Raw genomic sequence first — 20,956 nt, 5'->3', positions numbered from 1 at the left:
TTTCTATTTTCGCGGGCAAGGCCCGCTCCTACAATTTCCTGTGATGTCAATATTTATCGTCGTTTTGTTGTAGGAGCTGGCCTTGCCTGCGACCATCATTTTGTAAAATAGGTTCCAAATGCGATTGCCCTGGGCGCCCATCCGGATCAAGGGGCGCCTCCCACCGCCAGCAGGCGGGACATTTCCAAATCTTTTTCCGCCCACAACCGATTGAGCCACTTCTGAAAGTCACGCTTGAACTGCGGGTCCTGAAGATAGTCGCCCATCATTTCACTGCCCACCGGCAGGGTTTTGACCCGCACCTTGATCTCCTTGATCCGACCGCAAACAAAATCCCAGAAACTGGCCATCCCCTGGGGATAGGCGATGGTCACGTCCACCACGTGCTGGAATTTGTCCCCCATGGCCGCCATGGCAAACGCCAGACCGCCCGCCTTGGTGCGCAGGAGGTGTGTATACGGCGACCGCTGGTGAGCATGTTTTTCATGGGTGAAGCGGGTGCCTTCGACGAAATTCATCACCGAAACGGGGATACTCCTGAATTTCTCGCAGGCCCTGCGCGTGATTTCCAGGTCTTTTCCGATCAGGTGGGGATGTTTGCGCAAAAACTTGCGCGAGTACCGTTTCATGAACGGAAAATCCAGCGCCCACCATGCCTGTCCCAACAGCGGGAACCAAAACAATTCCTTTTTCAGGAAAAATTTAAGAAACGGAATGCGGCGATGGAAAAGATTCTGGAGGACCAGGATATCCACCCAGGATTGATGATTGGCCACCACCATGTACCAGCCTTTCGCATCCAGGTTGTCGAGGCCCTGGACATCCCAGCGGATATCGCAAAGCAACCGCTGGTTGAGGTTGTTGACGGCAATCCAACCGCTGGCGATGCGTGTCAATAGCCGGCGGCATAGGGTTTGGACCGGCTTGACCGGCAGCAGCAGCCGGATCAGCGCCACGGCAAACAGCGGCAGACAAGTGACAACCGTATTGATTGCATACAGGAGAATCGACACCACGCCACGCAGCGCGGATACCAGTGACCGGCCCATGACTATCCTTTCGAGACAGATCATCCGTTGGCGCAACCCAACGCGGCGATTTACACATCCGTCAGGATTGCACGGATGCATCTTTAAGGGATCGGTCGAACGGATACAAGTTGATCGATCCGGTTGACAAAAGTTTTACAATCCAATCGCTCAGCGCGCGACCGCCGCCTTGCCGTCCAGCACAGACCGAACCTTGACAGCAAGCTCCTTGCGCGAAAACGGTTTTTGAATGAAACTGACCCCCTCCTCGAGCACGCCGCGGTGGGCGATCAGATTGGCCGTGTAGCCGGACATGTACACGATGCCAATGTCAGGGCAGCGCGCCGCGACCTTTTCGGACAATTCACGGCCGTTCATTTCGGGCATGATCACATCGGTCATCAAAAGATCGATCCGACCGGCGTGAAGGTCGGCCAGTGCCAGGGCTTCCTTGGGTGTCAAGGCGGCCAGCACATGGTACCCCGTGGTCTCGAGCATCTTGCGGCCAAGATTGAGGATCGCGGCATCATCTTCAACCAGCAGGATCGTCTCCCCCTGACCGGGGGGAATGTCCAGGATGGGTTTGTCGCTCGCGACGGCCGGGACGCTCGATGGCGGGGAAGGTTGATTTTGATGACCGTCCCTTTCCCGGGCTCGGTGTAAACATCCACAAAGCCGTTGTTCTGCTTGACGATTCCGTACACCGTCGCCAGACCGAGGCCGGTCCCCTTGCCCAGGCCCTTGGTGGTGAAAAACGGTTCAAAGACCTTATCCAGAATTTCCGGTTGGATGCCAGCGCCATTGTCGCTGACCGCCAACATGACGAAATCACCGGGTTTGCAGTCGGCGTGCCCGGTACAATAGTCGGCATCGAAACAACGGTTCTGGGTCTCGATGGTCACCTTACCGACACCTGAAATGGCATCCCGGGCGTTGACGCACAAGTTGGCCAGGATTTGATCCACCTGTGCCGGATCGAGTTTGATAGGCCATAGATCAGCCGCCGGAAACCAGGCCAGCTCAATATCCTCACCAATCAAGCGGCGCAGCATCTTGAGCATTTGTTCAACGGTGTTGTTCAGATTGAGAACCCTGGGAGCGATGGTCTGTCGACGGGCAAAGGCCAGCAATTGCCGGGTAATATCCGCCGATCGCTTGGCCGCGGCCAGAATTTCGTTGAGGTCGGTATAAAGTGGGTCCTGACGCTCCACGCGGTCCAGGGCCAGTTCGGTATAGCCGATAATCACGCTGAGCATGTTGTTGTAATCGTGAGCCACCCCACCGGCCAGACGGCCGACCGATTCCATTTTTTGGGACTGCAGCAGCTGGTCCTCCAAGAGCCTGCGCTTCTGCTCGGACGATTTACGGTCTTCATCCAGTTGATACACTTTCAAGGCATAGGCGATATCGCCTGCAATTTCGGTCAGCAGGCCGCGCTCCTCCTCGTCAAGATTCAACTCCTGGCTCAAGGCGACCACCAGGTAGCCGTAAAGGACATCGTCAAGGGCCAAGGGTGCCGTCAGCGAGTGCATATTCCCATGGTCGGCTTCCGCCGGGCAGCCATCACAGGTTTGCTTACGTTCCTGGACGGCCAGCACCTGCATGCGGGATCGGGCCTTAAGGCAACAGGGCGGCAATTCACCCCTCTCGAGCATGGCCGAAATCGCGGGAAAGGCCGCACCGCCGCCGGCCCCGGCCCAGACGGTCGGCTGCTCGTGCCCATCGGTCAGAATGATCATCGCCGATGTATAACCGCGATGATCGACGAGCAGACGGCACCCCTCATGGATCAGTTGGTCTGGCGCCAGTTGTTTGACGACCAGTTGGTTCAAATCGCGAATGGCCCGCAAGACCCGGTTCAGGTGTTCGATGCGCTGCTCGAAGCGCTTGCGCTCGGTGATATCCTGCAAAGCCCCGCGAATATGCACGACTTTTCCATTTTCCAGCAGCGGCTGACCAATGCTCCGCACCCATTTGTGGGCGCCCGTCGAACTGACGATCTCCGCTTCCAGATCATAGGGGGTCCCCCGTTCAACGGCGATTTTGAGAGCCTGTTCCATGCGGTCGCGGGAGGCACCGGGATAAAAACTCAAACTGTGATTCATATTGGTGTCGCAAGCCGCGGGGTCAAGGTCATAAATCCGGGCCGCCTCTTCGGTCAGGATGCCCTTGCCGCTGAGCGGATCGAATTCCCAGGCACCGATTCTGGCCAGCCGGCCCATGTCGCGCAGCAACAGGTTCTGGTATCGCTGGCGTTGCTCGGCCTGTTTGCGTTTGGTGATATCCCGGGTGACGCCCTGCAGGCGCAACGGCTGGCCGTCCTCGTCGTAGATGACCCTTCCCCGAATCTCCACCGGAAAGGGATCGCCGTTTTTTTCAGCATCTCGGCCTCAAAGTCGATGCCTTCGCTTTGCGGCCCCTTGACCATTTCATCGGCAACGATCTGGGCCATCATGGCAAAATTGGCCTCGTCACAATGGTCCGGCAGGCGGCTGCCGATCCATTCATCGACAGCATACCCGGTCAGTCGGGTGATGGCCGGGTTGGCATAGGTAAAAACCAGCTCGAAATCCATGGTCCAGATCACATCCACGGTATTGTCGGAAAGAAATCGGTACATCTGCTCGCTGTCGATGATCTGCCGCCGAAAGCGGGCTTCTTGGGTCTGATCCCGGAAAACCAGCACGACGCCGATGACCGTTTCGTCCTTACCCTTGATGGGTGCACCGGAATCGGCAATCATGCGTTCGGAACCGTTTCGCGAAACCAGAACCGTATGATTGGCCAGGCCGCAGATCCCGCCGGAAGCGAGCACCTTGTTGACCGGGTTCTCACAAGGCTTTCGGGTATGTTCATTGATGATGGCAAAAACATGGTCGACGGGCTGTCCGCAAGCATCCCCTTCCGTCCAGCCGGTCATCTGCTCCGCCATTCGGTTCAGCATCACCACCTTTCCGGCGGCATCGGTGGCAATGACACCATCACCGATGGATTTCAGGGTAACGGCCAATTTTTCCTTCTCCTCGGCCAGTCCGTTCTCGATAGCCCGGGCTTTGCCGACCGTTACAAAGGCGATCAGGGCGGAAAGGATGAACCAACCGAGCAGCATGACAAAGTTCGTTGTCAACAAGTGCGTATAAAGGTGTTCGCTTTGGGCTAAAAAACCGGTGGCCTTGTTTCTGGCGTATTGGCGCAGCACATCCATTTGCGACGTCAGCCGGGATACGCGGTCTTCGCTCTCTGAGTGGGTCAGCGCCATGGCGGCGGCGAACTGTCCGTTTTGGGCAAGATCGAGGATGCGGGCCCGAACGGGCGCCCAGGCCTTGAACAGCTCGATCGTCTGGGAAACGATCCGGCGCCCCTCATCCCCAAGGATGTTTGCCTTGACGATATCGAGCTGCGCGATCACCGCCTGTTCGCGTTTTTCCACCCGGGCGGCGGTCAGCGCAACGGTATCCGGATTCTTGAACAACACCACGTCCTTCATCTGGCAGTGGATATCGAGGATCATGGTGTTTGCCTGCAAGGCGGCGTTGGAAACCACCAGGGATGATCATGAATGGTTCTGACCAGGCCCGACAATCTCTGCAGAAACAGATAGGCGTAAATGCCGTGAATGGCGTAAAGAACCATCAAGGAAGCGAAAGCCAGAACGATTCGTTTGGTGATGCGCATGTCGCGGCGAAAAAGCATTTTTCTCCCCCTGACCAAAACATGTGGCTGGCCAACGTGTTCCTGGCGGTGATGACAACAGGGGTCGAGGTCGGGTTGCGGGAAAGGAAGTTCGGCGTGCCGCAGCCAGGACAACGATAATGGGCCGGATCTTTAAAAAAAAGTCAAACCGTCTCTATTCGTCAGTGAGACGACAACTTCGGCGGCAGTGGGTCCAACCGTCGGAGCTTGTCCAACAACAAATCGGGGTCGGTATGGACGGCCAACCGTGCACGGTGCGGCTGAAGGCCTTGAATGGCCTTGAGCGCGATGCGGCCGGCACTTTTCAGATTCCCCTGCTCAAGGTGCACGTAGGTCCCCGCCGCGCGGATCAAGGCCTGGAGCAATTCCTTCTCTTCACCGACGGCCCGCATCCAATACGGTTCCAAAAATTCATGGGTCTCGAAAAACAGGTGTCGGTCCCAGATGCAAAAGGCGATGTCGAGCGGATCCTTGAGATCGCGGTCGGTAACGTCGGTGAAAATGCCGTTGTAAGCTTCCCATCGGTGCCGGATATAATCGGCGACGTATGCCGGCAGTGATTGTTCAAGCAAACCATCAACCGTTCGCCGTACCGGGGCGAACACACGCTGGTTGAGCGCATCGATGAAGCCCACGGCCAATGCATTACGCACATCCCGGCACAATCGGTTGTTGAACGGATCGAAGTGAAGGGTAACCACCATGCACCTATCCTGTTTTTTCAAATGGGGTATATTTTATCGGCTGTCGTCCTTAGCGGTTGTCAGATACGGCGGCCTGCTTTATTATAATTGCTGCGCAGCCGCGATTACCAACATCCGTTCATCGCCAGCGTTATATTAGCGAATTTCCCACCGGTTTGACAACTAGCGTCAGGGAAATCCTTTCAAGACCGTCCATGTACGCGGTTTTGCGTTTTCGGTCACCGTCAGGGGTCAATCTTCACAGTAGAAAAAGGACAGTTGCGTCAATGGAATTCACCTTTGCCCATAACACGATCAATATCGTCAATTTACCGAAAAGCCTCGCTTTTTATCAGCAAGCGCCGGGACTGAAGGAGGTTCGCCGTTAGGAATATGAAACCAACAAGAACCGGAAATGCACCTTTGAAGCCGGTCTGCGGACACCTGGAAATCCTGGACAAGGGATTCGGCTTTTTACGCAGCATCGACAACAACTATCAGGCCGGACCGACGGATACGTTTGTGCCGGCCTTTATCATCAACAAGTATGCGCTACGGGAGGGGACCTTTATCGAGGGCCAGGGTGAGCCGGGCAATCCGGGCAACCAGAATCTCAAGCTGGCCGGTATCGAGCGGGTCAACGGCCTCACGCCGACCCAGTACGGCCGGACCGAGACCATGCACACCATGACCAGCATCAATCCCGACCAGCGCCTGCGCATGAGCCAGGGGCCCAAGGATCTGACGGGGCAGGCCCTCGATCTGATCGTTCCCATCGGCCGGGGACAGCGGGGGCTGATCATCTCGCCGCCCAAGTCGGGGAAGACCACCCTGCTCCGCCACATGGCCAATGCGGTGACCACCAACCATCCGGAGATGGATGTTTTCGTGCTGCTGGTCAACGAACGGCCCGAGGAGGTCACCGACTTCAAGCGCGGCCTGAAAAACGCCCACGTACTCTACTCCTCCTCCGACCAGAGCATTGCCCAGCACATGCGCATGACTCGCCTGGCCGTGCATACGGCCATGCGCTGTGCGGAAACCGGCCGGGACACGGTGGTGTTCATCGACTCCCTGACCCGCATGGCACGGGCCTTCAACGCCGAAACAGAAAGCTACGGCCGGACTGTCGGGCGGCCTGGGTGCCAATGCCATGGAGGTCCCGCGTAAAATCTTCGGAGCGGCCCGGAACATCGAGGACGGCGGTTCACTGACCATCATCGCCACCATCCTGGTGGAAACCGGCAGCCGCATGGATGATATCATCTACCAGGAATTCAAGGGAACCGGCAACATGGATCTGGTTTTAAGCCGCGATTGCGCCGAGCACCGCGTTTTCCCGGCCATTGACATCCGTCAGAGCGGCACCCGCAAAGAAGAGCTGCTGCTCGGCAAGGATGAGCTGAACAAGGCCGTGGACATCCGTCGGGCCCTTTCCCAAAAAGACGCCACCCAGGCCATGGCGGATCTTCTGGAATACCTGGACCGCCGCAAACGGCCATAGGGAATGCATGCCACCGGCAAACGCGCAGGCATCGCGGCGGCGCGCCCGTTCCCTCGCCGGGCATGACTTTTTTTGGATGTACCGACATCCGGATTAGAATTCGGTTAAACAGCAAATAAACCGGTCGCAGGGGTTGCATTCCCCGAATCCGGCCCTATTATACCCAGCGCACCCCGCCGGCAAACGACGGGGTGCGCTGTTTTTTGGGTCGGCCAACACGCCACCCGCGGGACCGGATTTAAAAGCATTCGATATTCTATGATGACGTAAGGAGAAACAAATGGCAGATCGTTCCCACATCACCCTCTACAGTGGCGGCCACAAGGGCAGCGAAGCGGAGTTCGGCCGCTTGGCCGAACAATGGGGCCTTCAAGAGGTCAATTTTTCATTCGAGGGGCATACCACCATCGAGCGCACCCGCGGCCTTCGCGTGCTCGATACGGAAACATTGGAAAAAGGCAACGTGAGCATGGAGATCGTCTCGGCCCGCATGGGACGCAAATTCGCCCATGCCAACAAGATCCGCAAAGTGATCCAGACCCTCTTTCACATGGTCAACCATGGCTACCATGTGCTTGCCGTGGGGTGGATCCAGCCGGACAACACCGTTAAGGGCGGCACGGGATGGGGCGTGGAACTGGCCAAATGGTTCAACCGGCCGGTACACGTCTTTGATCAGGATCGCAACGCCTGGTTTACCTGGAAGGACAACGCCTGGGTAGCCGAAACGCCCCATCTCGACCGGGATACCTTTGTGGGCACCGGCACCCGCCATCTGACCGAAGCGGGCAAAAAGGCCATCCATGATTTTTCACCGGCGCCTTTGGGTCGGCCCCATAGACAAATAGGGGACGAGGACCGTTTCACGAGCTGGCGACAAACCGGATACAGGCTGTCGCCAGCCGTGGCTTATCGTTTGGTGCCGTAACGGTTGAAGCTGACCTTGTCCATCTGGAGGGATTCGCGGGGGTGGGGAGGCGATGACTGGGCCGGGTAGCCGATGGCCATGATCACGGGAACCGTCAAGCCGGCAGGCAGGCCCAAGACCTCGGCCGCATATTCACTGGCGGTTCTGCCGGCGTCGTATTCCCGTTTGCGCAACTGAATCCAACAACTTCCCAGCCCCAGGTCGGTGGCCGCCAGATGAAGGATAATGGCCGCGATGGCCGCATCTTCCACCCACACGTCGGATTTTGCCGGATCGGCGCAGATGGCCACGGCCAGCGGGGCCTTGGCCAGAAAGGTCGCCCCGTGAGCCTTGGCCTTGGACAAACGCTGGATCGTCTGGGACGCGTCGACCACAACGAACTCCCAGGGGTTGAATCCCCGCGATGAAGGGGACCGCAACACCGCTTCCATCAACTGATCAACAATGTCGGCCTCAACGGCCTTCTCCGTGAATTTGCGGATACTCCGCCGCGAGCGTAAGAGATCGATCAACAGGGGCTATCTCCTTCCACCAACCATCAAGCCCCACAGCACTTTTTGTACTTTTTGCCGCTGCCGCAGGGGCAGGGATCGTTCCGGCCGATTTTGGCGCCTTGACGAATCACCTGCACCGGTGCCGGGGGCTGACCGTCCTTGAAATACCAGCGGTCCTCTTCTTTTACGAATTCAGCCAGCTCGTGATGATCGAAGGCCTTTCCATCCTTGCGATAACGCGCAAGGAACTCGACCGTACCGGTCGTATCATCGGTTCCGCCGGCCTCCACCTTGCGGATCTCCAGGCGTTGCCAATCCAGTTTCCTGGACCAGGCGGCGGTACTTTTGCGATCGTCCTCCTGACGGCTGCCCGGATAGGTGGTATTGAAGATGTAGTCAAACGCTTTCTTGGCATGGGCCGTATAGCGGGAACGCATTAACGCCTCGCTGTCTCGGCCACACGCTCACCCGTGATCAGCGGCTGACAACAATCGGTATATGCTTTTTCGCTTCCGCAGGGACAAAGTTCCATGGCTGTGCTCCACGTGTGTTTAATATGGGTTACTGGGATCCGTTCAAGACCGGCCGAGCATCCCAAAAGGCGCCCACCCGTCTGACTCCGGCAAACGCCTATACGGGCTAGGGGCCGGTTCTGTCAAGCAAAACCCAGCGCCGAAGCCTTCCTCGCACACCCTCAAACCGGCTGTTTACAGCGATTCTCCCGGGCGGCATCATCGGGATGGATGCGCCAGGTGAAAAGGGGGGACAGCAGGTAGAGCACCATGTAGCCGAGGCAGATCTGGCCGAACACCGGGGTGAAGATGCTCACGGTGAGCAGCAGTAAATTCGCACGACCGAACCAGGGATGACGGCTCATGGTACGTCCCAGATGGATGTAGCGCACCGGGTAAAAATTCATGATCAGTCCGGTAAACACCATGATGCCCGTGGCAAAAAATCCCCAGAAAGCGATTCGCTGGGATGAGAGAGCCAGGGCATGATCAAAGATCACTAACGGCGAAAGCACCAGCATAGCGGCCGCCGGCGTTGGCAGGCCTTTGAAAAAGCCGGGAATCGGTGTCTTGTCGAGGGTAAAGTAAACCAGCCGGCACATTCCCATGAAGGCGTAGAAAACGGCAATCCAGCCAATGGGGAGAGAATCGAAGTGCTCCGCGCCGTACCGACCGAGAACGATGTAGAAGATCCAGGCCGGCACAATGCAGAAGCTGATCGCATCGGCCAAATCGTCCATGATACTGCCGAGGTTGATTTTTTCTTGGGCAGGGCATCGGGCAGGGGGTCGGTCAGCCCAAGCCGACGGGCCAGGGCACCATCGAGCTTGTCGAAGGTGGCCGCACCGATCATCATCAGGTAGGATTCGCGGATGCCTCCCTGATAGGCGAAAAAAACCGCCAAAAGCCCCATGAGGGCGTTCATCACCGTCAGCGCATTGGGGAAAACGGCCAGGATCCGGCGTCGCAACGCCTGGTCGCCAAAACAGAGTTCGTCCAGGCAAGCCGTACCGTACTTGCGGCAATAGCCTGCGATGGATCCGAGGTTGATGATGAAAAAGAGAATCTCCACGAAAAGCAGAATCCGCAGGCTGACATTCCCCAGGTAGGAAATACGGAAGTAAATCCAGGATTCCGGCCTTCGGGAATATAGAAGGCATAGGCGTAAAGCAGCGCGCTGACCGGTGCGGCCACAATGGTGCGCATGCGGTTGTACTCGCTGTTTTCGGGTTCGACGCCCTGCCGAATGGCGAACCCCCGCATGAAAGCGGCAAAGCTGTCACGGACCAACACCGTCACACACAGCAGCAGAACGAAAATGCCATTGAGCAGCTCGCCATGGCTGGGATCGGTCTCTGACACCAAAAGCCGCCACATCATGCCAACGGCAATAACCGGGAAAATGATCGAATAGACCAGCTTGTCCATGAGCCGGTCAGCCAACGGCGCCAGGGGGGCATTGGGCCGGAAGCGGGCCGCGAACCATCCGTCCACCAGATCGAAGATCATCGAAATGATCAGAAGGGAGACGCCGACGGTATAGACCACGGGATCACGGTTCCACATCACCGCCAAGGCGCAGAGCATACCACCAAAAACCAATGCCGGGCGACTGTAAACGAAAACGGCGGCCAATCTTGCCGGAAGGGGAAAGCGATCGTTCATGGGCGTATTGCCTGTCGGCTTGTGCAGGTTGATCATTCACCCGATCCATCAAATGCTATGAATACGCGGTGAATGCAGATACCGGATTTTCCAAAAAACTGCCAATGGAACGTATCATAAAGGCATTGCCCATTTGAGTCAAGCCGCTCTAATCACGCATCCGGAGAGGATTGGCTGGGATTCGCCGATACGGTGGCGCGGGCCTGGGGGATACGCAGCCGCTGACGGATATACACCGTGGCCCGCCGGTCCAGACGGTTGGCCCGGATCAGGTCCGCCACCGTTACCCGGTGTTGGCGGGCGATCTTGCTAGCCGTATCCCCGGCCTTGACCGTGTAGAAGCGGCTGGCCGGTTGGGCCGGTTTGTACAGCTTCGCGAGATTGGCGGCCAGGTGCTGGCTGCTCGCGAAACGTTCACGGTCGGGCAGATTCAGGACATATCCCTTGGGAACATATTTCCGACCGCTTAACACCGAATGCATCAGGGCTGGATTGATCTCTTTGACCAGGTGTCGGGAAAGGTTTAAATGGCGGCACAAATCGCTGAAGGCCGCATAACCGCCGAGGCGCACGAATCGCATGGGCTGCGGTGTATCCAGTGTCAACACGCCGAAGTACTTGGCAGGATCGGCCGCCACCTGCCGGGCGGCGAGAAACTCGGCGTAAAAATTTCGCGACGCGAATTTGAAGGCACGCCCCCGGTAGTTGGCAAAGACGGCGGGATAGCTGCCATGCATGGCCTTGGCCCGTTCCATGCCGGCGGTACCGTGGTTATAGGCGGTGATGGCCAATGGCCAGCTGCCCAGCCGTTCATAATTCCGCTTGAGCAATTTAGCCGCCGCATGGGTTGAAGCGATGGGATCGCGACGTTCATCCACAATATTATTCACGGTCATGAAAAGCCGCCCGGTGGAACGTGTAAATTGCCACATGCCCGCCGCTCCGGCCTTGCTGGTCACATTGATGTCAAACGAGGATTCCACATGCGGCAGGTAGGCCAAATCCTCTGGCAGCCCGTAGGACCGGATGATTTCGCGCACCTGGTCGATGTAGGCACCGGAACGAACCAGGCCGCCCCGGAACCGGTCCCGCTGGCCGACCTGACAGTGGACCCGGTGTTTGGCCTGGTCGAAGTCACGCGCTTCGACATGGGCGCCGAACAACGCGGCAACCCGCTGACACTCGGCATCCTTGACATCCGGGTCGGCGGCCAGTTGTTCCAAAATCGCCACGACCTTTTGCCGAGCCGCCTTGATGCGCGCACGGTTGACCTCACGCGCACCGGGGGCCTGATACGGTTCCAGCGCAATCACATCATAGATGCGGTCCAGCCGGAGATCGTCGTGCACCACGGCCTGGGTGGTGGGATACCGGGTGTAGATATCGGTCCAAAAAGCAACATTGGTCGTGATCTCGGCATAGTGGGGGAAAGGTGATTCCACGGCATAGCCGGAAAACGGCAGCAAGATCAACAGGCACGATGCAATGACGGTCCACCGGGATAGCCATTGATACGTCATAACTGCACTCCCTAAATTTTAAGAAGGGTTGGTTGTTTTTATAACATAATAGCAACTTCAATACCATGCCGCGATTTCAGACACCAAGGCTTCCAGAAAACCGACGGTGGGCGTTTTCCCGTGTTCTTGACCGAAAAACGGGCGTTTTTAGTGACAATCGGTTGACATTCGAAACTGCCGGGGCGTTAGATGATTGACACGTCGACAGGTACCCATCGCCGATATGGCAAAATACTTGAACTCATGCGATTGATGCGCATATTTTGGAAATTCTGAATGCGATGAATCGTTTTATGCGGATTCCGCTCCTGGAGAAGAAGATGGATCTGTTGCGAAAACTGGTTCGACCATACCTTTATGCCCGTTACGGATTTCACCGTTTGACGGCCAGCGGCGCCTTTCGAAAGGGGCATGTTCGCTATGTCGACCAGACCGTCAGCCCGTGGTGGAATCCCCTTAAACAGGCGATCTGGAAGCACTACGTCAAGCAGTTCCATGCCTCCTCGTGCTCGGTGGCCAGTGTGGTGTCATGCGTCAATGCCATCCGCGCGTTGACATCCAACGGGGTCCGGCCCATCACCCAGATCGAAATTCTCGAGCGGATCACCACCGGCCACTGGAAGGAACGCATGAGCCCCGGGGATATCACGGCCAGCGGGGTCTGCCGCTGCCACTGTTGGGCCAGGTCGTCAAGGACAGTCTCGCCGCCTACAATCTCACGGTCAAAGGGGTCGACATCGTCCCGACGCCCAAAACGCGTTCGCCGCAATCCCCCTTGCGCGCCCGGCTGCGGGAACGATTGATCGAATTCGATCGCCACGGTCGCGGGTTGATCATCGCCCACTTCGATCAGGGCTGCCTGGTGCCGGCCCTGAACATCCCACACATCTCACCCGTCGGCGCCTATGATCGGGCGACCGATCGGGTCACCATGCTGGATGTGGACATCGATGAGCAAAAACCTTACCAGGTGGACTTCGAAACGTTCTTCAACGGGCTTTCATCCGATTACCACCATGTCTTTCAGCCACTCGGCTACGGCAGTGGCGGTTATGTCTACATTGCCTTGCCCTAACCGCCGATTCAACGGCTACCGCCCCCTAAACGGCCGCCATCTGCGGGAAATCGCCGCCCGTCGGCTCCACCATGGCCGGCATCGGTTCATCAATCCCATGGGCACGGCACGCCACGGACGATTCTGGCAGGTGCTTTCCTGGAAACTGCTTCATACCAATGCCTATGGCGATGAACTGGACGAGCAACCGTATTCACCCGTCCACATCGACTGGGAGCCGGTCAAGGCCCATCGGGGCGTATCGGTCACCCTGGTGCGCCACGCCACCCTTTTGATCAAGGATCTGGACCGTATCCTGCTCGTCGATCCCGTGTTTGGCGATATCTTGTGGTTCATCAAGGATTTTTCTCCGCTGGCCTTCAGTCTGGACGAGATGCCGCGGCCGGACCATGTCCTCATCACCCACGGTCATTATGATCATCTTGACACCGCCTCACTGGCCGTCCTGGATCCGGTACCCACGTCATCAGCCCGCTGGGGTACGCGCGTGAGTTAAAAACCGCCGGACTCCGCCGGCATACGCCGCTGGACTGGTTCGACGTCTACCACGACGGCGGGCGGGAAATCACCCTGCTTCCCGCCAATCACTGGACCATGCGAAGTCCCTTGGTGGGGCCCAACCGCTCCCTGTGGGGCGGCTATTTGATCCGCACCGCCGGGGGCCCGGTGATCTACGTTGCCGGTGATACGGCCTATTTTGACGGTTTCGAACAATTCGCCGCCGATTACGCCATCGACCTGGCCATTTTCAACATGGGGGCCTATGCGCCTCGCTGGTTCATGGCAGGCAGTCACATGGACCCGGCCGAAACCGTCCAGGCCTTTGCCGAACTCAAGGCCAAACGGCTGATGATCGCCCACTGGGGGACGTTTCGTCTGGGGGACGAGCCGGTACACCGCCCTCCCCGGGATCTGAAAAATAGGCTTGACCGCAAGGGACTTTTATCCCAATGGGTAGATATCGGGCTTGGGCAGACGCACTACTTTTGACGGATTCGTAAAAATCCCGATATCGGCGTTACGCGTATCCTTCGTCATTGCGGCGTACGCCAAGTACGCTGCCTTCGGCACCCGCGATAGCGGTATTCTCAGGACCCGCAAGCCTTGATCTCGGGCTTTTTACGAATCCGTCGGAAATACGACTTTTTACGAGTCCATCACTTTTAAATGCAGGAAAAACGAACGGACAAAGGAGGACGCCCATGAAACGCCGCATGATTCTTCTCATGGTGATTCTTCTCCTCGGGCCGATCGGTCTGGCCGCGGCCGAGGGCCGCCCGGACCGCAGGAATGACATCGGCGAGAAGGCATCCACTGCAAGGGCCAGGAATGAAGAGATGCGCAGACGCCTCAACCTGCCGGTACGGTTGCCGATCGAGCGGGATGCGCATCATCACCACCGGAAGATCCCTCCCCTGCCCGACTACCGCTACCGCTATCCCGCCTCCCAAACGACGGTGGTCAAGGAGCTGCAACCGATTATCGTCGTCACTCCAGCGCCGCCGGAAAAGCCGCCGGCGTCACCGGAGGTTCAGTATGTGTGGGTTCCGCCGGTCACCGAAATGCGGACCGAGCCCGGTCATTGGGACTATGGCGTAAAAAAAGAGTGGATGGGCGACCATTGGCGCTATAGCCAGGATTTCGCTGAAAAAACCTGGATACCGGAAACCCGGGTGGAAGCCGTCAAACAACCGGGGTATTGGAATATCGTTAGATAGGAACGTCGAAAGGATCGGCCCCGCCACCACCGGCGGCAATCCGGCAGGCCGTGCGGCAGATGTTTTCACGCACGGCCCGCGACAATGACGATCCGATCGGCAGGCGTCATGCGTCGGCCTTCAGCGCCGCATAATAGGACCGCTCGAAGTACTGGGCGGTTCGCTTGTCCTGGACGGCTTCATTTTCGTGAATGTACCGTGGGCCGCTGCCCCACGCGCCGCAGGCCAGCACGGCGGTATCGCCCAGGTTGAACTTTCGACCGCAGGCCGAACAGCCCTGGGCGTTGGAGGCGTTGAGGGATTCGAGATCCATGACAATCTTTGGTTTGCAGGCATTCATGTCGTTCATGGAGAACTCCTTTCGGATCGAGAGAAACATTGCTTCGATGCTTCACACGATATTCATCTTCTCACGGAATGCAAATCATGCTATGTCCCCGGCCGGTTCAACGGCACAACGCCATGGAACGTCAATATCCGGTTTCCGGCAGGCCGGTGATCGGCGGTGATTAAACAGCGGATGGAATCGGGACGCTCATGCCTGGCATGTGGGGCGCATTCGGCGCGTTATTTGGCGCCACCTTCATTTTTCTTACCGCCAATGGGCTTCTCGGCACCCTGCTGAGCACCCGCATGGCCATGGCGGCGTTCTCGACGACCACCGCCGGCATGGTCCTGTCCGGTTATTTTCTGGGTCTTCTGTGCGGTTCCCTCGTGTGCCATCGCCTGATCCAGCACGTGGGGCACATCCGCGCCTTTACCGTCTTCGCGGCCATGACCACGGCTGCGGCCTTGCTGCATGGGCTCTATCTTTCCGCCTGGTCGTGGGGGCTGTTGCGGTTTTCCAGCGGAATCACGTCCTTCGGCCTTTTCATGGTCATTGAAAGCTGGCTTAACGAGTGCACCGAACGGGCCTTCCGCGGCCGGGTGTTTTCCATCTACATGACCCTGACGTACCTGGGCACCGGCATCGGCCAGTTGATGCTCAACATCGGCGACATCCAGTCCAATAGCCTGTTCATCATCGCCGGTATTTTTTATTCCCTGTGCCTTGTGCCGGTCTCGGCCACCGAGGGCGTCCATCCCCAGTTGCCCGAAACCCAGCCCTACCATTTCGGCAAGATCTTCCGCAAAGCCCCCTTGGGTATGTTGGGCTGCGTGTCGGCCGGTCTGACCAACAGTGCGTTTTATGCGATGACGCCGATCCTGTGCACAAAAATCGGCCTGTCCCTGCACCAGTTGTCATGGATCATGACCATCACCGTCTTTGCCGGTTTAGCGGCCCAATGGGCGGTGGGCTCCCTGTCGGACCGCTTCGACCGGACCATCGTTCTGGTGGTCATCTCCGCGGCCATCGCCGGCATCAGTGCCGTCATGTTTTTTAGCGGGACATCTTCCTTTGGCGGGATGCTGCTCCAGATGGGACTTTTCGGTGCCATGGGCTTCGGCGTGTATCCGGTGTCGGTGGCCCGGGCCCACGATATCTTTGGCGGCCGGGATGCCGTGGCCGTCAGCGCGGCCCTGTTGTTCGCCTACAGCACGGGAGCCAGCGCAAGCCCCATCCTGGTCTCCTGGGTAATGACCTGGCTGGGCACGCCCCTTGGCCTCTTTGCCTATTGGAGCGTCATCAACGCCAGCCTGGCCATCCTCACGGTCTATTTGCGCAAGCGGGAAATCATCGATATTGTCCCGGTGGAAGAACAGGTGGCCTTCGTGCCCATGAGAAGCACATCGCCCGTGGCGACCGCCCTGGATCCCCGAACGGAACCGGAGGTCGGCGGCGCCAACCCCTGAGAATATCCGTCGCAATGGGCGGCACCGGCTCGGGCAGGCGCGTTACCGGTGAAGAACGCGACACACCATGGCGCTGATCAAGCTGCGGTCACAAATCCAGCCGCTTTTGAATTCGTTGGGCCTGATGGGCATCCCGGTAGGAGACGATCGTCACCGGGCTTTTGCGAAACATCTTATCGGCCACCGACCCCATCAAGATGTGCTCGATGTCGGTCCGTCCCTTGGTGCCCATCACAAGCATGTCCACCGATTCCTGCTTGATGACCCGGAGAAGTTCGTCGATGGGCTTGCCCGTATGGATGACAACCCGGATCCGATCCGGGGGAAAGTCCGTTCGGCGCAGCACCGCCTCGATCTCCTGCTCGCGGGTAGCCCTGATATCGGCAACGTAGCGATCGGCATCGATCTGATAGCCCATATCGGCCATCTGGCGCACGGCATCGATGTCCCTGGAATTGATGATACTGGCCACGAGGATATCGGCATCCAGGGCCGTAGCCAGGGTCACCGTATAGTCGAATATGCCACGGCAGTATTCGGTGGCGGCCAAGCAACGAGAATCTTCTTGATCTGGCCCATCAACGACTCCTTTGTCATCATCGGTTCAGAGAAAAAAGACGATGGGAACGGGGGTCTTCCGTCAGGCGAGGGTTGCGAAATGACAACAAATCAAGATTAGGGCAAAAGGCCGCAGCTGTCAAACCGAACCGAAGCCGCTGTCGATCACCCATGAACAGACGGAACTTGCGTGTCATCCCCGGGGGCGGTATAGGGTTGGAAAATGAAGAATCGCCATTCACCACGGGTCAGTGTCGTTCTGCCCACCTACAACCGGGGCTGGACGGTCAATCATGCCATCGACTCGGTTCTCGGCCAGGACGATCCCGCATTGGAGCTGATCGTGGTCGATGACGGGTCCACCGATGACACGCCCCATCGTCTGGCGGCCTATGGGTCCCGCATCCGGATCATCCGCCAGGCCAACCAGGGGGTCAGCGCGGCCCGTAACGCCGGTATCCGTGCCGCCGGCGGCGATCTGATCGCCTTTTTGGATTCGGACGACGCCTGGCTGCCGGGTAAAGTCGCTGCCCAGGTGGCCTTTTTCAACGACCACCCTTTCAGCCGAATCTGCCAGACCGAGGAAATCTGGATTCGAAACGGCGTGCGCGTCAATCCGGGCAAGCGGCATCGCAAGTCGGGCGGCATGATTTTTGAGCGCAGCCTGGCCCTGTGTCTGGTGAGCCCGTCGGCGGTGATGCTGCGGCGGTCCCTGCTGGACGAGGTCGGCCTGTTCGACCCGGCCCTGCCCGCCTGTGAGGACTACGATCTGTGGCTGCGCATCGCCTGGAAATATCCCATCGATCTCATCGACCGGCCGCTGATCGTCAAACATGGTGGCCATGCCGACCAACTCTCGCGCATGCCCGAGCTGGACAAGTACCGCATCCGCTCGATCAACGGGCTGCTGGATTCCGGCTGTCTGTCCGAGGGGCAACGAAGGGCGGCCATTGCCATGTTAAAAACCAAATGCGGTATCTACGCCCAGGGCTGCCGGAAACGCGAACGAACGGCGGAGGCCGAGCGGTACGAACGGCTGGCCAAGCGTTTCGAAGAAGAGGTGAACGTGAAAGCGGGCCAAGCCATGGACCGAGCGTAAAGGTTTTACGGCAAACACCTCAGCCCATGGCATCAAAACTGCCGTGGGGGAGCAATGCGCAGGTTCACCCCATGGCGTTCGAGTGCCGTGGCAAGCCGATCGGTGGGCCGGGCGTCCGCAATCAGCAGGTCTATTTCCCCCCAATGGGCGAAACGCGATGGAAATTTGAGGTTGAACTTCGACTGGTCCGCGGCGAGCACCGTCTGGACCGCCCGCGAGATCATGGTTGCGTAAACCTCGCCGGCATCGATCAGTGCGTCACAGGGGCCTTCGAGACTCAAGCCGCTGGCGCTGACAATGGCAAAATCGACCCAGAACTTTTCCAGGAACCGAAGCGTATGCTCGCCATGATTGGCGCCTTCGGTGGCGCTGTACATGCCCGGTGCCATCAGCACCCGGATCGTGGGATTGTGGACAAGCTCGATGGCCACGCCGAAAGAGTGCACGATCACCGTGAGATTGGCCATCTCGGCGGCGATGTAACGGGCGATGTGCACGGTGGTGGCACCGGAGCCGATCATCAGGTGCGTGGCCCCCTTTATCTCCTTGACCGTCTGGCGGGCAATAGCCTCCCGTTCGCGAAGCAGGAGCTGGTGGCGCACATTGACCCCCGGTTCGCGCTCCATGCGCAGGATCGCCCCGCCATAGGTGCGCTCGAGCAACCCTTTATCGGTCAATTCATCCAAATCGCGCCGGATGGTCTCGGTGGTCACGTTCAAGGTGCCGGCAAGCTCGTTGACCCGGATGGAAGGTGACTCGCGCAGGAGCGTGACGATCTCGTTCTGGCGTAATGTTTTCTTGTTGGCCATGGTCTGCGGTTTAAATCATATGCTTTCAATCGCTTCAAGGGATTCCGGCAGAATCTGTCCACCATCGACGATGATCGACTGCCCGGTAATGTAGGCCGCTTCGTCGGATGCGAAAAACAGCGCCGCATAACCGATATCCTTCACATCGCCCAGCCGCTTGAGGGGAATCGACGCGGCCATGGTATCCAGATAATCCTGCCCCAATCCGGCAAGCCCCTCGGTAATGATATTGCCCGGCATGACCGCGTTGATCGTCGTATTGTAGCGGGCCAGTTCCATGGCGGCGGTTTTCAGGAAGCCGAGCTGGCCGGCCTTGGAGGCCCCATAGTGGGCCCACCCCGGATAGGCCGTCACCGGTCCGGTGATGGAGGAGGTCACGATCACCCGTCCGCGTCCCTTTTTCTCGAAATAGGGGATGCAGGCCTTCACGCAGAGGAACGTGCTCTTGAGATTGGTCTGCAGCACCGCGTCCCAATCCGCGCCGGACATCTCGATGATTTTCTTCTGCGGAAAAATCCCCGCATTGGCACACAGGATATCGACCCCACCGAAGGTTTCGGCGGTTTTGGCCACCATGGCGTCCACCTGGGCTTCATCACACACATCACACAAGGTGTAGGCGGCGGTGCCACCGGCGGCCTTGATCTCGGCAACAGCGCCGGCCGCCTCGGCTTCGCCCCGGGCGACGACCATGATATGGGCGCCCTGTTCGGCGAAAACCGTGGCAATCCCCTTGCCGATGCCCTTGGAGGCGCCGGTGACAATGACGGTCCGGTTTTTTATGGGGGTAAGCATGTAAATCGACTCCTTTAGGGGTTAACAGAATGAGACGTTTGGCGTTGCGTGGACAGATTTTTCAACACCGGTAAAAGCGATCGCACCAAAAGGGCGACCACGATCACCAGGCCGACGCCGCCACGGAAAGAACGCCCAGGGTGGGCACCAGCGGCGAATAGCCGGACACCATCTTGGCGTACAGCCATTCCGGCAGGGTGGAATCCGCACCGGTGGTGAACAGGGAGAGCGGGAAATTGCCCCAACTGAGCAAAAAGGCGAACAGGCCGGCGGAATTGACCGCCGGCATCAACAGGGGCACGGTCACTTCCCTCATGATCTGCCAGGTGTTGCAGCCCATGTCGCGGGCGGCATCCTCCAGGGACGGGTCGAATCCGTAGGCACGAATGGCGATGATCAGGGTGACGATGGGCGTGATCCACACCAGATGGGCCACGATCGCCGTGTGCCAGCTGGGAATGATGCCAAGGGCGTTGAACCACATGAGCAGGGCCAGCCCCAGGACGGTCTGGGGGAAAAAATCGGCAGCAGGATCAGCTTCTGGTAAATCCTGCGAAAGCGCCACTGATAACGGGCAAAGGCCAGGGCGCCGAAGAAACCGATCACCACCGAGACAATGGTCACAATCCCGGCGATGGTCAGGGAGGTTGCGACCAACCCGGCCACCGTGTCGCTCTCAAGGGCGCTGACGTACCAGCCGGTGGCGTATTTATGGATGGGAAACCGCAGGTAGCGCGCCTTGGAGACCGAGGCGAAACCCACGGCGACGATCGGCAGATAAAGAAACAGCAGAATCCCGATGCCGTATAGGTAGAAGAGCGCCCCGGACGGACGTGAAGGCTTCATCGGCTACCTCCCCTTCCCCATCACCGCGTCCAGATCGACTTTCATCAGGGTCATGACGATCAGGGTGGCGATCACCAGGATCAGAACCATGGCCAGGGCCGATCCCAAGGGCCAGTTCTGGCCATAGGTAAAGGCGCTTTCGACATCATCGGAAATGACGATGACGGCCTGGCCGCCCAGCAGCTTGGACTCGGCCACGGCGCCGGCCGCCAGGACGAAGGTCAAGAGCGCGCCG

At 58.5% G+C, this 20,956-nt stretch carries 28 protein-coding genes and 2 pseudogenes; 11 read left to right on the top strand and 19 right to left on the bottom strand.

Annotation, left to right across the window (positions count from 1 at the left end; translation table 11 throughout):
- Positions 1-146: 146 nt before the first annotated feature.
- The 4 genes and pseudogenes from JCM12296_RS21390 to JCM12296_RS21375 form a co-directional block, all read right to left on the bottom strand.
- Positions 147-1,049 (bottom strand): acyltransferase, encoded by a 903-nt coding sequence (locus tag JCM12296_RS21390; protein WP_054697787.1) that lies wholly within the window; start codon positions 1,047-1,049, stop codon positions 147-149.
- A gap of 150 nt (positions 1,050-1,199) precedes the next feature.
- Positions 1,200-1,526, bottom strand: a complete 327-nt coding sequence (locus tag JCM12296_RS42295) for a response regulator (RefSeq protein ID WP_218188211.1) — start codon at positions 1,524-1,526, stop codon at positions 1,200-1,202.
- Positions 1,487-3,382: an ATP-binding protein gene (locus JCM12296_RS45235; RefSeq protein ID WP_281492104.1), complete on the bottom strand. Its 1,896-nt coding sequence runs from the start codon at positions 3,380-3,382 to the stop codon at positions 1,487-1,489. The genes JCM12296_RS42295 and JCM12296_RS45235 overlap by 40 nt, the downstream gene beginning before the upstream one ends.
- Positions 3,383-3,450: 68 nt before the next feature.
- A pseudogene (locus tag JCM12296_RS21375) lies at positions 3,451-4,539 on the bottom strand (PAS domain S-box protein); the annotation flags it as partial.
- Between the two features lie 38 nt (positions 4,540-4,577).
- Here JCM12296_RS21375 and JCM12296_RS21370 point away from each other — a divergent pair.
- A complete protein-coding gene (locus tag JCM12296_RS21370; protein WP_054697776.1) occupies positions 4,578-4,841 on the top strand; it encodes a hypothetical protein in 264 nt (87 codons plus the stop codon).
- 41 nt (positions 4,842-4,882) lie between these two features.
- On the opposite strand, the gene JCM12296_RS21365 is transcribed toward JCM12296_RS21370, so the two are convergent.
- Positions 4,883-5,425, bottom strand: a complete 543-nt coding sequence (locus tag JCM12296_RS21365; protein ID WP_054697773.1) for a DUF309 domain-containing protein — start codon at positions 5,423-5,425, stop codon at positions 4,883-4,885.
- 402 nt (positions 5,426-5,827) lie between these two features.
- On the opposite strand from JCM12296_RS21365, the gene JCM12296_RS21360 reads away from it, so the two are divergent.
- From JCM12296_RS21360 to JCM12296_RS21355, 3 genes are all read left to right on the top strand, one after another.
- Positions 5,828-6,574: a hypothetical protein gene (locus JCM12296_RS21360; protein ID WP_246804677.1), complete on the top strand. Its 747-nt coding sequence runs from the start codon at positions 5,828-5,830 to the stop codon at positions 6,572-6,574.
- A complete protein-coding gene (locus JCM12296_RS45230; RefSeq protein WP_246804676.1) occupies positions 6,558-6,908 on the top strand; it encodes a P-loop NTPase family protein in 351 nt (116 codons plus the stop codon). Before JCM12296_RS21360 ends, JCM12296_RS45230 begins: the two co-directional genes overlap by 17 nt.
- A gap of 280 nt (positions 6,909-7,188) precedes the next feature.
- Positions 7,189-7,836: a hypothetical protein gene (locus tag JCM12296_RS21355; protein WP_281492103.1), complete on the top strand. Its 648-nt coding sequence runs from the start codon at positions 7,189-7,191 to the stop codon at positions 7,834-7,836.
- Here JCM12296_RS21355 and JCM12296_RS21350 read toward each other — a convergent pair.
- The 7 genes and pseudogenes from JCM12296_RS21350 to JCM12296_RS21335 form a co-directional block, all read right to left on the bottom strand.
- On the bottom strand, positions 7,818-8,348 hold the full coding sequence (locus JCM12296_RS21350) for a nitroreductase family protein (protein WP_281492102.1): 531 nt from the start codon (positions 8,346-8,348) through the stop codon (positions 7,818-7,820). The two genes, JCM12296_RS21355 and JCM12296_RS21350, sit on opposite strands and share 19 nt — an antisense overlap.
- Positions 8,349-8,374: 26 nt before the next feature.
- The gene (locus JCM12296_RS21345) at positions 8,375-8,767 is read right to left on the bottom strand and encodes a YchJ family protein (protein ID WP_246804675.1); all 393 of its coding nucleotides are present in this window, start codon (positions 8,765-8,767) and stop codon (positions 8,375-8,377) included.
- Positions 8,767-8,862 (bottom strand): SEC-C metal-binding domain-containing protein, encoded by a 96-nt coding sequence (locus JCM12296_RS45225; RefSeq protein ID WP_246804674.1) that lies wholly within the window; start codon positions 8,860-8,862, stop codon positions 8,767-8,769. The genes JCM12296_RS21345 and JCM12296_RS45225 overlap by 1 nt, the downstream gene beginning before the upstream one ends.
- A 162-nt stretch (positions 8,863-9,024) precedes the next feature.
- On the bottom strand, positions 9,025-9,582 hold the full coding sequence (locus JCM12296_RS45220; RefSeq protein WP_246804682.1) for a CDP-alcohol phosphatidyltransferase family protein: 558 nt from the start codon (positions 9,580-9,582) through the stop codon (positions 9,025-9,027).
- Between the two features lie 110 nt (positions 9,583-9,692).
- A pseudogene (locus JCM12296_RS45215) lies at positions 9,693-9,755 on the bottom strand (hypothetical protein); the annotation flags it as partial.
- 17 nt (positions 9,756-9,772) lie between these two features.
- A complete protein-coding gene (locus tag JCM12296_RS42280) occupies positions 9,773-10,543 on the bottom strand; it encodes a CDP-alcohol phosphatidyltransferase family protein (RefSeq protein WP_218188208.1) in 771 nt (256 codons plus the stop codon).
- 116 nt (positions 10,544-10,659) lie between these two features.
- On the bottom strand, positions 10,660-12,027 hold the full coding sequence (locus JCM12296_RS21335; protein WP_054697767.1) for a lytic transglycosylase domain-containing protein: 1,368 nt from the start codon (positions 12,025-12,027) through the stop codon (positions 10,660-10,662).
- A gap of 281 nt (positions 12,028-12,308) precedes the next feature.
- Between JCM12296_RS21335 and JCM12296_RS40095 the strand changes: the two genes are divergently transcribed.
- From JCM12296_RS40095 to JCM12296_RS21310, 5 genes are all read left to right on the top strand, one after another.
- On the top strand, positions 12,309-12,830 hold the full coding sequence (locus JCM12296_RS40095; RefSeq protein ID WP_172684018.1) for a hypothetical protein: 522 nt from the start codon (positions 12,309-12,311) through the stop codon (positions 12,828-12,830).
- Entirely contained in the window at positions 12,803-13,102 is a 300-nt protein-coding gene (locus tag JCM12296_RS40090; protein WP_218188207.1) for a phytochelatin synthase family protein, read from the top strand. Before JCM12296_RS40095 ends, JCM12296_RS40090 begins: the two co-directional genes overlap by 28 nt.
- Positions 13,080-13,598 carry an MBL fold metallo-hydrolase gene (locus JCM12296_RS47910; RefSeq protein WP_172684016.1) on the top strand — a complete coding sequence of 173 codons (519 nt, stop codon included), beginning with the start codon at positions 13,080-13,082 and terminating at the stop codon, positions 13,596-13,598. Before JCM12296_RS40090 ends, JCM12296_RS47910 begins: the two co-directional genes overlap by 23 nt.
- A complete protein-coding gene (locus JCM12296_RS47905) occupies positions 13,568-14,092 on the top strand; it encodes an MBL fold metallo-hydrolase (RefSeq protein ID WP_083456374.1) in 525 nt (174 codons plus the stop codon). Before JCM12296_RS47910 ends, JCM12296_RS47905 begins: the two co-directional genes overlap by 31 nt.
- A 212-nt stretch (positions 14,093-14,304) precedes the next feature.
- Positions 14,305-14,820, top strand: a complete 516-nt coding sequence (locus JCM12296_RS21310) for a hypothetical protein (protein WP_054697753.1) — start codon at positions 14,305-14,307, stop codon at positions 14,818-14,820.
- 106 nt (positions 14,821-14,926) lie between these two features.
- On the opposite strand, the gene JCM12296_RS21305 is transcribed toward JCM12296_RS21310, so the two are convergent.
- Positions 14,927-15,169, bottom strand: a complete 243-nt coding sequence (locus tag JCM12296_RS21305; protein WP_246804672.1) for a hypothetical protein — start codon at positions 15,167-15,169, stop codon at positions 14,927-14,929.
- 197 nt (positions 15,170-15,366) lie between these two features.
- Between JCM12296_RS21305 and JCM12296_RS21300 the strand changes: the two genes are divergently transcribed.
- Positions 15,367-16,614, top strand: a complete 1,248-nt coding sequence (locus tag JCM12296_RS21300) for an MFS transporter (protein ID WP_054697751.1) — start codon at positions 15,367-15,369, stop codon at positions 16,612-16,614.
- Between the two features lie 88 nt (positions 16,615-16,702).
- Here JCM12296_RS21300 and JCM12296_RS21295 read toward each other — a convergent pair whose 3' ends face one another.
- Complete coding sequence (locus JCM12296_RS21295) at positions 16,703-17,164, bottom strand: universal stress protein (RefSeq protein ID WP_054697748.1); 462 nt, start codon at positions 17,162-17,164, stop codon at positions 16,703-16,705.
- Positions 17,165-17,395: 231 nt separating this feature from the next.
- Between JCM12296_RS21295 and JCM12296_RS21290 the strand changes: the two genes are divergently transcribed.
- Positions 17,396-18,271 carry a glycosyltransferase family 2 protein gene (locus JCM12296_RS21290; protein ID WP_054697745.1) on the top strand — a complete coding sequence of 292 codons (876 nt, stop codon included), beginning with the start codon at positions 17,396-17,398 and terminating at the stop codon, positions 18,269-18,271.
- 32 nt (positions 18,272-18,303) lie between these two features.
- Here the strand turns inward: JCM12296_RS21290 and JCM12296_RS21285 are convergent, their stop codons facing one another.
- From JCM12296_RS21285 to JCM12296_RS40085, 5 genes are all read right to left on the bottom strand, one after another.
- On the bottom strand, positions 18,304-19,080 hold the full coding sequence (locus tag JCM12296_RS21285) for a DeoR/GlpR family DNA-binding transcription regulator (protein ID WP_054697742.1): 777 nt from the start codon (positions 19,078-19,080) through the stop codon (positions 18,304-18,306).
- Between the two features lie 15 nt (positions 19,081-19,095).
- Entirely contained in the window at positions 19,096-19,875 is a 780-nt protein-coding gene (fabG, locus tag JCM12296_RS21280; RefSeq protein ID WP_054697740.1) for a 3-oxoacyl-ACP reductase FabG, read from the bottom strand.
- A 103-nt stretch (positions 19,876-19,978) separates the two neighbouring features.
- Positions 19,979-20,359: an ABC transporter permease gene (locus JCM12296_RS42275; RefSeq protein WP_246804679.1), complete on the bottom strand. Its 381-nt coding sequence runs from the start codon at positions 20,357-20,359 to the stop codon at positions 19,979-19,981.
- Positions 20,272-20,721 carry an ABC transporter permease gene (locus tag JCM12296_RS45205; protein WP_246804670.1) on the bottom strand — a complete coding sequence of 150 codons (450 nt, stop codon included), beginning with the start codon at positions 20,719-20,721 and terminating at the stop codon, positions 20,272-20,274. Before JCM12296_RS45205 ends, JCM12296_RS42275 begins: the two co-directional genes overlap by 88 nt.
- Positions 20,722-20,724: 3 nt before the next feature.
- Positions 20,725-20,956: hypothetical protein (locus JCM12296_RS40085; RefSeq protein WP_218188205.1), on the bottom strand; the 232-nt coding region annotated here is incomplete at its 5' end.

The organism is Desulfosarcina cetonica JCM 12296 (assembly GCF_001311845.1).
Taxonomy (GTDB): domain Bacteria; phylum Desulfobacterota; class Desulfobacteria; order Desulfobacterales; family Desulfosarcinaceae; genus Desulfosarcina; species Desulfosarcina cetonica.
The sequence above is the reverse complement of the archived record's forward strand: the minus strand, read 5'-3'. Positions and strand labels throughout refer to the sequence as shown.